8 protein-coding genes are annotated in these 12014 nt (G+C 50.0%); 5 read left to right on the forward strand and 3 right to left on the reverse strand.

Annotated features, from left to right (window positions below):
• Nucleotide 1: 1 nt before the first annotated feature.
• Entirely contained in the window at nt 2-766 is a 765-nt protein-coding gene (locus BZJ19_RS13275; protein WP_077675972.1) for a ParA family protein, read from the reverse strand.
• 384 nt (nt 767-1150) lie between these two features.
• Between BZJ19_RS13275 and BZJ19_RS13280 the strand changes: the two genes are divergently transcribed.
• The 5 genes from BZJ19_RS13280 to udp all read left to right on the forward strand — a co-directional run bounded on the left by BZJ19_RS13280 (nt 1151) and on the right by udp (nt 8198).
• Complete coding sequence (locus tag BZJ19_RS13280; RefSeq protein WP_077675973.1) at nt 1151-1567, forward strand: CBS domain-containing protein; 417 nt, start codon at nt 1151-1153, stop codon at nt 1565-1567.
• A gap of 206 nt (nt 1568-1773) precedes the next feature.
• Nucleotides 1774-3138 carry an MATE family efflux transporter gene (locus BZJ19_RS13285; protein ID WP_077675974.1) on the forward strand — a complete coding sequence of 455 codons (1365 nt, stop codon included), beginning with the start codon at nt 1774-1776 and terminating at the stop codon, nt 3136-3138.
• A gap of 324 nt (nt 3139-3462) precedes the next feature.
• Nucleotides 3463-4689, forward strand: coding sequence for a sodium/glutamate symporter (gene gltS / locus BZJ19_RS13290; RefSeq protein WP_077675975.1), 1227 nt, complete (start codon nt 3463-3465; stop codon nt 4687-4689).
• Nucleotides 4690-4895: 206 nt separating this feature from the next.
• Nucleotides 4896-7217 carry a zinc/cadmium/mercury/lead-transporting ATPase gene (locus BZJ19_RS13295; RefSeq protein ID WP_077675976.1) on the forward strand — a complete coding sequence of 774 codons (2322 nt, stop codon included), beginning with the start codon at nt 4896-4898 and terminating at the stop codon, nt 7215-7217.
• A 219-nt stretch (nt 7218-7436) separates the two neighbouring features.
• Nucleotides 7437-8198, forward strand: coding sequence for a uridine phosphorylase (udp, locus tag BZJ19_RS13300; protein WP_077675977.1), 762 nt, complete (start codon nt 7437-7439; stop codon nt 8196-8198).
• Nucleotides 8199-8280: 82 nt separating this feature from the next.
• On the opposite strand, the gene BZJ19_RS13305 is transcribed toward udp, so the two are convergent.
• Together BZJ19_RS13305 and yccS are read right to left on the reverse strand one after the other, a co-directional pair.
• Entirely contained in the window at nt 8281-9450 is a 1170-nt protein-coding gene (locus BZJ19_RS13305; protein ID WP_069588325.1) for a Card1-like endonuclease domain-containing protein, read from the reverse strand.
• 282 nt (nt 9451-9732) lie between these two features.
• A complete protein-coding gene (gene yccS, locus BZJ19_RS13310) occupies nt 9733-11907 on the reverse strand; it encodes a YccS family putative transporter (protein ID WP_102136140.1) in 2175 nt (724 codons plus the stop codon).
• Nucleotides 11908-12014: the final 107 nt, after the last annotated feature.

A 12014-nucleotide genomic window follows, 5' to 3' on the forward strand; every position in this document is an offset into this window, starting at 1 on the left:
TCTATGCGGCGTGTTGATCGGAAAGCACGCGCGCTGCGAACTCCCGCCATAATCGACGATAATACATGGCTGCAGCGGTTCCCTTGCCGATATCGGTGACAGGCGCACAGGTCACGCCCATTTTTTCTACATCGCTACTAAAGGGCACATGAGAATCCAACATAGCAGGGTATTGTTTCTGCATCCGATGCATGGTGTCGACGTGTAAGCGCTTTGTTTTCTGCACCATCGAGAAAAAGGGGTGAATACGCGCCACATCAAAATCATGCGCGATAAAATATTGATAAAGCTGCTCAAGCGTGCGTTCAGAGAGCGTCGTCGGGATCACGGGGGTAAGCAGTTCATCACAATGGCGGAATACCGCATCAGACAGAGCGGATAGAGTGGGTGGGCAATCGAGTATCACGATATCGTAGTCATCCTTGACCGCTTTAAATCGACGTTTGAAGAGACTTTTTGACCCGCTTTTCTGTGAGGCTAGAAAAATATCGAAGTCTTTAAAATCATGGTGCGCTGGCACCACATCAAGATTAGGGTAGTGACTGGGTTGAATGGACTTTTTAAACTTCTTATCACGAGTAAAGAAGCTGTCTTGTCCTAAATACTTGGATGGCTTGAGTTTAAAGTAAAACGATGACGCGCCTTGCGGGTCGAGATCGCAAAGTAAGACGCGATAGCCGCTTTCTGCCATCAAATGTGCCATATTCACCGACGTCGCCGTTTTGCCCACACCACCTTTGTTACTGTAAACCGCAATAATTTTCATCGTTTTTTTCCCATCCCCATGCGTGAATCGCCATCATTTTGAATACCATCCATTTATTTTTGATACGGTATGAAATCGATGAAACCCTAGCTACCCCTATGGCTGTTTTATTTAACAATTTGTGACAAAACAAAAAGAGAAGGGCGTGCGAGCTTGTCTTGTTGCAAGTGAGGCTGAGAGGCGTGTGAAGCCGGTATAAAGCAATCACGTCATATCATTGCTTTGTCCAATCACACAAATTGCTCAAAGTGATTTAGACATTTCGCCAACTTAGACAACACTTAAAGAACGGGATAACCATAGCTGTGCTGCGCGGCATACTCTTTTCGACATGACGTGGTTAGCAGGTATATGGCGTGAGTTAAGCATTGAAGAGGGGGCGACATGGAGTCGATCAAAGTCAAAGATTATATGAACAAGCGGCCGGTGACATTCTCGCCAGATATGCCATTATCCAGTGCGCTGGAAAAATTGCTGCGGAGCCAACAAACCGGTGGACCTGTGATTGATGCCAACAAGCATCTAGTCGGTTTTATTTCTGAGCAAGATATGCTGCAGCAATTGCTCAGAGACAGTTATCACTGTCAAGACTCTCACTCTGTGTCTGATTGTATGACGCAGAATGCACTCGCGGTGCAATCAGAAGACAGCATCATTAAGCTGGCCGAAATGATGATGCCTACCAAGCCCAAGCTTTAWCCAGTGGTCGATGACGGTAAACTGGTGGGGATTATCACTCGGCGAGACGTGCTCCGTGCGATCAGTACTCAAATGGGAGAGTGCCTCACGCATCCCGTCTAAATGAAAGACTAAAGCGTCTTATGCCGCTTCTTTGAGGGGAGAAGCGGCTAAGGCGTTCATCTTTGCGTGCTTTCGTGCCAAGAAACAATGTAATTTATCAATATCACCAGCACGTGCGCTATACCAAACTGTGCTGATCCCAACTCAGCACCGTATCGGCGATTGGGTATGATACTCGCCATCATACCCAATCGCACCATCTGACAATGCCAGCACAACCTCATTCACTGTCACGCCAGTTCTGGCGCTATACGTTACCTACCGTAGCAGCTATGTTGGTCAATGGTCTTTATCAAGTCATTGATGGCATTTTTATCGGTCAGGTTATGGGTGCTGATGGCTTGGCAGGAATTAACCTAATTTGGCCATTGATCGCAGGCATGTTGGGGGTAGGCTTGATGGTCGGTGTTGGCGCAGGGGCAAAAATAAGTGCTGCACGAGGAAAAGGGCATGATCCCTCAGGAGATCACACGCTCGCGGTCGCGATCGGATTAGTGCTACTTTTCAGTGTTTTTCTTAGCCTCGCACTGGTCGCGTGGGGCGAATATTTACTAGCACTTCAAGGCGCGGAGCGGGCACCGCTGGCTTTTGCGGTGCAATACTTAGATGTACTGGTTTGGGCCAATGTGTTTACCCTCGGTTCGATGGCGGTGCCCATTTTATTACGTAACGACGATCAACCCGGCTTGGCGACACGATTGATGATGTTAGGCGCGTTGCTCAATATTGGTTTTGATCTGGTGTTTATCGTCTGGCTTGAGTGGGCATTAACCGGCGCTGCAATTGCAACCGCGTTAGCGCAAGCGGCGGTGACGCTGGTGGGCGTCAGCTACTTTTTTTCTCGGCGGAGTCGGCTGCAAGTTATTTGGCCGTCATGGTCACAGGCTTGGTCAATCACACGGCATATCTGTGCAATTGGTGCGGCGAGTTGGATTATGTACGGTTATAGCGCTGTGATGGTGGCGGTTCACAATCACCTTTTAATGCTGCACGGCGGAAAATTGGCGGTAGGGGCGTATGCCGTGATCGGCTATGTGGTCATTGTGTACTACTTGCTAGCCGAAGGGGTGGCCAATGGGATGCAACCTTTAGTGAGCTTTTACGCAGGTGCCAGTCAGCCACACTGGATCAAGCGGTGCTTATTGATGGCGTTGTCTTGTGTCTTAGTGACGGGTGTTGTTTTTGTGGCAGTGATCAATGGCTTACCCAACACCTTAGCGCGCGTCTTTGTCGGTAGTGGCGATCCGGCTTTATTGGACAGCACGGTCAGTGGGCTAAGGTTGCATCTGATCCTTCTGTTTCTCGACGGCTTTATTGTCGTTGCCGCCGCGTACTTTCAAGCCATTCATCATGGACGTATCGCGCTGATGATCAGTATCGGCAATATTGCATTGCAACTTCCGTTTTTGTTTCTCTTTGCGTCATATTGGCAATTGGATGGGGTTTGGCTGGCCTATCCGGCCTCTAATTTGGCATTGGCAATACCTGTAGGTGTGTTGTTAGCGATCGATCTGCGACGCCGCCTCCGTAATTTGTCGCAAACAGATGCGAATGTAGGCGATTTTTGCTGAAAATGTCGACAACATTACTCACTGGCTGTGAGGTAAATAACATCGTTAATTCAATGATTAGCAGCGATATTGACGCATAAAGTTCGATACTTGGTGCCAAAATCACAGATTTCTGCTATTGTGCCGCGAATCAGACATACCGAGGCGTCACGTAACTGTTGAAGATACTCGCAGTGTCAAACAACTAAAAACGATAAGCAGGATGCTGAGATGTCGTTGGGATGTGGAAGCCAGCATTGACTTCAACGTGAATAACATGAGGTAAAAGACAAAGGTCAAATTGGATTATCAGGGAGGATGTGATGAGAGAAACAAAGAGGTTATATGTATCAACTCAATTCTATTGGTGCACTAGAGTCATTTTTGATCGCCATTGGTGTGCTTTTTCTAGGCCATTTTGTTAATTCAAAAATTCCTGCATTACGTAAATTTAATATCCCCGAGCCTATTGTCGGCGGATTAATTATTGCCTGTGTTATTGCAGTGCTGCATTCAAACGGTATAGATTTTAAATTTGACTTGCCGTTAAAAAGCACCTTTATGCTAATGTTTTTTGCCACTGTGGGTTTAGCGGCTAATTATAAACAATTGGTGAAAGGTGGGTTAAAAGTATTTTGGTTCCTCGCTATCGCTTCTTTCTACATTATTATTCAGAATGCGATTGGGGTGAGCTTTGCATCGATGCTTGGCTTGGATCCACTGATGGGCCTTGTGGCTGGCTCCATTACCTTGTCTGGTGGGCATGGCACAGGTGCGGCATGGGCACAGATATTGACCGATGAATACGGTATCCAGAGCACGCTCGAGATTGCAATGGCCTCCGCCACACTCGGTTTGGTCATTGGTGGCATTATCGGCAGCCCGGTTGCTCAACGCTTGATTAATAAGCACCAATTGGAATCAGAATATGGTCGTGGCACGACGACACATCAGAAGTATCCTGAGTTGGTGACCTATAACGAAAATGAAGAAGACAAAGTAACTGCGAAGAAAGTGATCGAAGTCTTATTCATCTTATTGCTTTGTATTACGGGCGCGCGTTATTTATCAGAATGGGTTAATAGTTTCAATATTCAGTGGTTAATGATCCCGGACTTTGTATATGCCTTGTTTTTGGGTGTGATTGTTACTAATACCCTTGAGATCTTTAAATTTAGAAAGTTGGAATCAGAAACGGTTGATATGGTCGGGACAGTATCATTGTCATTATTCCTTGCCATGGCGCTGATGACATTGAAGCTTTGGAATATTCTCGACCTAGCTGTGCCTTTTTTGATTATTCTTACCATTCAGTCGATCGTGATCGGTGTATTTAGCTACTACGTGACATTTAAGTTGATGGGAAGTAACTACACTGGGGCAGTTATCGCCGGTGGCCATTGTGGCTTTGGACTAGGTGCCACGCCGACAGCCGTGATGAATATGGGATCGATTGTCAATCGGTTTGGCCCAGCGCCTCAAGCCTTTATGGTGGTGCCCATTGTCGGTGCTTTCTTCATCGATATTGTCAACCTTATCATTCTGCAGGGCTACATTTTTATTATTCAGTAAGCCGAACGCGCTCAGTGCTGATCACTGAGCGCACTTTTCTCTCTTTCTTTCCCCACATCACAGCGCTTTCCCTTTATTCAAGCACTTTCCCCGACCCACAACGTAAGACAAATGCGATTAGTTTCGATCATCGCTTGACTCTGGAGTGGGCTCCAACCCTTATAGTAGGTATAAACGTTCGATATACCGTCAGTAAGGAGCCGACTATGTGTAAACACTGTGGATCGCATCATTGTCATCAACCCCATCACCATCAGAATCCGACCACTTCTGCGGTTGGAACCACACAATGTGCACCAGACAGCGGGTGTTGCAGCAGTCATGCGGAGGGCGAGGGTAACGCCGGCGATGATGATCCGGATGAGCATTGCCACGCGCATGCTCAGCGACAAAATGCAGACACCCCTTCTGAGCGCACATCAATCGATTCAGTGAATGCGCACGAGTGGGGCGTGACCGGTATGGACTGTCCAAGCTGTGCCGCGAAACTCGAAAAAGCCATTCTGGCAACGTCAGGCGTAGCGCAAGCACAGGTGATGTTTGCGACGGAGAAACTGCGTGTCACTTTTACCGATGATGCACAGGCTTCTACCGAGCGTGCTGTTGAACAAGCCGCCCAAAAAGCGGGCTTTCCTCTCGTCGCTCTCAACCAAACACAACCTGAGTTAACCGGATGGAAAAAGTGGCGGCAAGATGCGCTGTTATTCGGGCTAATTGCGGTCATGATAGTGGCGTGGGGACTCCATTATTGGTCTGAACCTTTATCGGGAGCGCTGTTTACTTTGGCGACCTTAGTTGGACTGGCGCCGATCGTGGGCAAAGCGATACGACTGGTCAAAAGCGGGTCACCTTTTTCTATCGAAACATTGATGAGTATCGCTGCGCTCGGGGCTTTGTATTTGGGTGAGACCACCGAAGCTGCGATGGTGCTGGTACTGTTCCTGATTGGTGAAAGGCTAGAAGGTTATGCCGCCTCACGAGCACGAGATGGCATTCAGTCACTGATGGCCTTGGTTCCTGAGACAGTGACTCGCGTTCATTCATCCGGTGAGCGTGAAACCGTGGCGGCGAGCGCACTGCAACCGGGCGATGTGATCGAAATTAGCGCTGGTGAGCGTTTGCCTGCAGATGGCCAGTTGATGGGGGCAATGGCAAGCTTTGACCAAAGTGCGCTAACGGGAGAGCCCATCCCGGTTGATATTGAGGTCGGTGATGCCGTGATGGCAGGCAGCCTTGCGACTGATAAAACGGTCCAGCTCACAGTCACATCCGCACAAGGCGAAAATGCGATTGACCGGATCTTACGCTTAATCGAACAGGCTGAGTCGAAAAAAGCACCGATTGAGCGGTTTATCGATAAATTTAGCCGTTGGTACACACCGACTATGATTGCGCTTGCCGCATTAGTCGTCGTGGTCCCGCCGTTGTTTTTTGCTGCCAGTTGGCAAGAGTGGCTCTATCGCGGCCTTGCTCTGCTATTAATTGCCTGTCCGTGTGCCTTGGTGATTTCAACACCGGCAGCGATCACATCAGGTCTGGCGACGGCAGCGCGTCGAGGCGCACTGATTAAAGGCGGTGCTGCGTTAGAAATGCTCGCCAGTGTCAATGCGGTCACTTTTGATAAAACCGGCACGCTCACAGAGGGGAAACCGACCGTTACCGATGTGCTGACATGGCAAGGTGACGAGAAGGACTTACTTAAGTATGCCACCGCAATCGAGCGAGGTAGTCATCATCCATTGGCCAAATCCTTGGTGCTTTATACCGCCGAACGAGGCATTGAAGTGCCAGACGCACACAACATCCAAGCGCAAGCGGGACAGGGTGTGAAAGGGGATGTCGATGGGTGTCGGATTAGTCTGATCGCACTCGACCGACTGACGGATGACATGCTGACACCGAATCAGCGACACCAAGCCGGTGAGATTGCACAGCGAGGTGTCACGGTGGCGGTCGTCATGGTCGAGGGTGCGCCGCATGGTCTGATTGGCTGGCGTGATACCCTGCGGGGCGATGCCAAGCAAGCCGTCAACCAATTACGTGATTTAGGTATTCATCCGGTGATGCTAACCGGTGACAATCCGGCTGCGGCAGCAGAGATTGCAGGAGAGCTGGGTATCGACTTTCGCGCAGGCTTATTGCCGGAAGATAAAGTTCATGCTGTTGAAGCCCTAGCGAAACACTATCGTGTTGCTATGGTGGGAGATGGTATTAATGACGCACCGGCGATGAAAGCGGCGCAATTAGGCGTAGCGATGGGAAGTGGTACGGATGTTGCGCTTGAAACGGCTGATGCGGCATTAAGTCATAACCGTTTGACTGAATTGCCCGGGATTTTACAGCTGGCGCGCGCAACGCAGGCGAATGTCCGTCAAAACATTACCATTGCGTTAGGTCTAAAAGGTGTCTTTCTGGTCACGAGTGTCTTGGGGATCACCGGGCTTTGGGTGGCGGTGTTAGCGGACAGTGGCGCGACGGCGCTGGTCACGTTGAACGCATTACGGCTGTTGCGAGATAAGCGCCAATAAAGCTGACAGCGCTTGTCTGCATATGCTGTCATAAAGTGATAGCGATCTCTAAACTCTGAAATCTGTAAGGAATGACAGTGTAATAGGTCGATAAAAGTCACATAAATACCCGAAGAATTGGGTATCCTAGACGCATAACAACTTCGAGTTCAGGCCTGCTTTGGCAGGCCTTTAATCATTTGAAGATGCTGCTGACAGCATCCAGCGAGGAGACTGATTATGTCTGATACCCCTGTATTCCACCTTGGCGTTAACCATGCCGACCTACAAGGCGCCACTACTGCGATTATTCCAGGCGATCCTGCGCGAGTAGAAAAAATTGCCAACCTGATGGACARCCCAACCTTTCTTGCCTCTCAGCGCGAGTATACCTTGTACCTAGGTTGGTTAGACGGCAAGCCTGTGGTGGTTTGCTCAACCGGTATCGGTGGCCCATCAACCTCGATTGCGGTTGAAGAACTGGCGCAATTGGGTGTGCGCACCTTCTTGCGTGTCGGTACTACCGGCGCCATTCAACCTAACATTAATGTCGGCGATATGATCGTCACCACAGGGTCTGTTCGCCTTGATGGCGCGAGCACCCATTTTGCACCGATGGAATTCCCAGCCGTGGCTAACTTTGATGTGGCAACGGCCATGAAAGCGGCGGTTGATGAAGATGGCGCAACGGTTCATACCGGTGTGACTGCATCAAGCGATACTTTCTATCCTGGCCAGGAGCGCTACGACACCTTCAGTGGTCGTGTTGTACGTCGCTTCCAAGGCTCGATGCAAGAGTGGCAAGACATGGGCGTGCTGAACTTTGAAATGGAATCCGCCACGCTACTTACCATGTGTGCTAGCTCCGGTCTGCGTGCGGGCTGTGTAGCAGGTGTGATTATTAATCGTACCCAAAAAGAGATCCCTGACCACGCAACGCTTAAAGAAACCGAAGCGCGCTCGATCAAGATTGTGGTTGAAGCTGCTCGTAAACTGCTGTAATTCAGACATTGCGGTATCAAAAAAACGCGGTGCTCATCATGAGCGCCGCGTTTTTTTATGATGGCCAATCTGAGCACGCGAGTTAGCTAGTGCGAATCGCGACGGTGCCACCGGCGGCGACAAACCAATCATAGAGATGGGTACGTAAATTACCGAGTTGATCTGGACCAATCAGTGCTAAGCCCAGATCGGTAGCTCGGGTAATGTCGTGATGGCGCAACGGACGGAAGCTCACCAACATCGCTCGCGCCTGTAAACCACCAAGCAGATCGCGCAGCGACTCTAGCTTGTACAAGGTGTCATCGCCATCGCTCGACATGCCTTTGGTTTTACACTCAATAATATGCAGTTTGTTATTGACCACGGTAGCCACATCAAGCTCGTTACGCACTTCGCGCTCGCCAATTTGGCGATATACTTGTACGGAGAGTGAATTATCTTGAATGGTTGGCATCTCTTTTTGAATGGACGTGACGGTGTAATGCACGTAGCTTTCTAACCATTCACCATTGGCAAAGCGACGTGCTTCCTCGCAACTAAAGGTTAGCACCCCATTTTGGTATGTCGCGAGCCCAGCTTCAGTCAGATCGTCAAGCAGCATACCGAGTTCACGGTAGCCTTGCTGTTTCTCGCTTAACGTCACATCAAGGCACTGTTCCTTGCGACACGTGGTGGCTAAATAGTTCAGTGTCGCCAAGCCGGGTCCTAATTCATAAGCATTACTGGCCCATTTTTCGCCCAAACGATAAATATCATCGGTTAAACAACCCACTACATCTTCATCATGACGCTCACAACGGGCGCCAAAAATCGTGAGGTATTCGGTCAAGCTAATATGGTCTTCGACTTGCTGTTGTGGCAACCCGTCTGGATACAACCAGCATAATTCATCGCTATAAGGCTCAATGACATAGCTGGGCCATTGATAGGTGCGAAAAACTTCATAAGCAGACAGCAGTTGATGACGCAGACCACAGCTCGCGTTAAAAAGGATATCTTCAGAGGTGGTGCTAAGCTGTTCGGCCAGTTGTTTCACTTGGCTTTTTAATTCACGGATATTGATATCATCGGAGATTTCAAAAAACTCGGTTTCGATGCCTTTTGGCGCAAGTACGCGGGTGAGGCGTTCAAATTCTAGGTCTTGCTCAAGGGTGCCTATTAACACCAACTTGCTCACCGGCAGTTGCTGGTGTAACACGGGGGTGACCAATCGGACTGGGTCCGAGTCGATGATTCCTACATGAATAGCCATAATTGCTCCAGGCGGGCGATGCGGCTAAACGAGCCGCTAAAAATATAAGTGTATACCCTGGCTTCCAAACGAGTCATTTGGGTATAGCGTTAAGTCACTTCAGGTGGCTGTATTAATAATATCCGGTCTGCGACTGGGGCTTTCAACCGTCAACAACGTAAATTGTTGTAAATTGACATCCCGCTGACTTAACGTTGGCGTGCAAACCGAGTATTCGCACGCAACGTGAGTATTGGTACACAAGGTGAGTCACCGAAGGCGGGAGCTCGGCCCCGCCGTTAATTATGCGCGACTTTGCTTCAGAGCTTGTTGGCGTAGCGTAAGTGTCAACTGGTTAAGCTCTGGCAGCATGCGCTGAATCAGTTGCAATTGCTGCAATACCATCGTCAGCGGTGTGTTATCGACAGGCTCTACGTAGCCGCCGTGAGTCTGATGCATGTCATCAGTGGTTTGTAACGCCAGCAGTGCATCATGGTTGGTAGGCTGGGCCAGTAGCTCGGTTAATTGGGTTAACCCTTGGTGGATATCACGGTGAAGCTGGGCCACTTTTTGATGGTTGACCTCATCATCCATCCGGCTTCGATGCGCGCCAAGGGCAGAGATATAGCTTAGCATCGCGTTGTTTAAACATAAGAAACGGAAGGTTTCTTCGATGTTGGTGCGATAGCGGCCGGGCTCCGCCAACATATTACTGATCGCGGTAGTCAGCTCCGCATCCGCATTGTGCGCTTGGCGCCGCGCAATCCGATAGGCAAGGGTGTCGCGTTTACCTACTCGGTATTGGGCAATCACGTGGGCTAAATAGTCTCGATTGGCTTGCAAGGCTTCTGTCATGATCCCGCGAAGGCGGTGCGCTTGCCAATCCGGCAACACATAACGGACCGCCGCAACGGCAATTAAACAGCCAATGACGGTATCGCCCAAACGCGGTAAGATCACTGCGAAACCTTCCCCGAACTGGCTAAAGCACATCAATACCAATAAGGTGATAAACAAGGTGGCTAGGGTGTACTGAACGGTGCGGAACGCGAAAAAAAGCACCCCAGTGACGACCATCAAGGCCAATTGACTGCTGGGATCGGGAAACAGGTACAAGGCTGGCACCCCGAGTAGCAAGCCTGCCACGGTGCCGACAATCCGCTCTTTAAGCTTACTGCGCGTGGCTGAGTAATTGGTTTGGCAAACGAACTGAATGGTCATCAAGATCCAAAAGCCATGCTCAAGCGAGAGGCCTTGAATCACGCCATAGCCTGCGAGGAGCGATAACGACAAGCGCACCGCATGGCGAAAACGCAACGAACGAAACGTCAGTTGTTGGCGAATGCGAAAGAGCATCTCACCAACAGAGCGCGCATCAGGATCAGCTAATTCATTTTCTTGGGCGCGGCTATCAACTGCGAGGTTACTCAAACTCGCCAACTGCTGCTCAACCGTCTCCAAGTTCTTATATAAAAACTGCAGCTGATTCAGCAATGCTATGCGAGTCTGATTGTCTTCGTGTTCAGCCAAATAAGCCATTGATTGCTGGATCGCCGTTAATGCTTGCTGTCCCGCATGATGGTGCTGATAGCCGATCCCTAACGAGAGCGCTTGTGCCACTTCACGACACGCGCGTGCTTGTACATTGAGCAACGCCTCGAAGCGAAACAAAATGTCCGAGTGGAAAAAGTGGGCGGCAAGATCTTGGTAACGATAATGGGAGGAGCTAACCCGCTCGTGAATGTCTTGGGCAATAAAATACGTTTGCAGCAAGGTTTGATGCCGCTGTGTCAGACGGCCGCGTCGTGCTCGCGCCAGTAATGATGCTTTGGCTTGGTTGAGTGCGGCCACCACTTGCGCATTTTGGTTGGCGGCGGCGATGCGGGTAGGTTGCGGAACCAATTCGGCGACCGGATGGAACAAACTGGACTTGGTTTCCATGTACGTGGCGGTTTGGCGAAAGACCGCCGCGAGCCGATGCTGCACGGGACGGTGCGGCCAAATCACAATCCAAGCCAGTGATAGTAACCCGTACCAAAATGCGCCTGAGAGCAGCATCATGGGTTGAAGCCACAGATCACTGCCTTGCTCCATCCCCAACATGGTGTATACCGCCAGTAGCAATGAGGCAAAGGCGATGGTGCCATAACGCTCCCCAATGGCCCCCAGCATGATAAAGCCAAAACTGGAAACGGTTAGCCCTAATGCAAACAGCCAAGGCCAATCGTAAAGCAATTCAACCGAGAAAGAGGCGACCGCGAAGCAGGTGAGCGTCACGCCCAAGGCTTTTATCCGACCCCATAGGTGATCATCGACTTCCGCTAATGCTGAAGCGATGACCCCGAGCACCAGTGGCGTGACAATATCGGTACGACCGGCGTATCCGGCGTAAAAGGCAACCCCCATTAAAGCGATTAGGACGCGGATACTGTCATTGATACGATGGTTCGCCCAGTATTCGCGTAGCGTCAGTGGCATCGAAGGAAAGCGTGGCAACGAAAAGGACATAAAAACACGGATTAAGCCAACAATGAGGGCAAGATAGCAGAAAGACACTGAAAAACTAAGCGTCATCCGCGCGTTTT

This window comes from Salinivibrio proteolyticus, from assembly GCF_001996165.1.
GTDB lineage: Bacteria > Pseudomonadota > Gammaproteobacteria > Enterobacterales > Vibrionaceae > Salinivibrio > Salinivibrio proteolyticus.

What these genes read in the sequence shown, in the direction of transcription:
- yccS (WP_102136140.1), bottom strand. Translation starts at nt 11,907, where the DNA reads ATGCCACTGACGCTACGCGAATACTGGGCGAACCATCGTATCAATGAC.
- BZJ19_RS13305 (WP_069588325.1), bottom strand. Translation starts at nt 9,450, where the DNA reads ATGGCTATTCATGTAGGAATCATCGACTCGGACCCAGTCCGATTGGTC.
- BZJ19_RS13285 (WP_077675974.1), top strand. Translation starts at nt 1,774, where the DNA reads ATGCCAGCACAACCTCATTCACTGTCACGCCAGTTCTGGCGCTATACG.
- BZJ19_RS13295 (WP_077675976.1), top strand. Translation starts at nt 4,896, where the DNA reads ATGTGTAAACACTGTGGATCGCATCATTGTCATCAACCCCATCACCAT.
- gltS (WP_077675975.1), top strand. Translation starts at nt 3,463, where the DNA reads ATGTATCAACTCAATTCTATTGGTGCACTAGAGTCATTTTTGATCGCC.
- BZJ19_RS13275 (WP_077675972.1), bottom strand. Translation starts at nt 766, where the DNA reads ATGAAAATTATTGCGGTTTACAGTAACAAAGGTGGTGTGGGCAAAACG.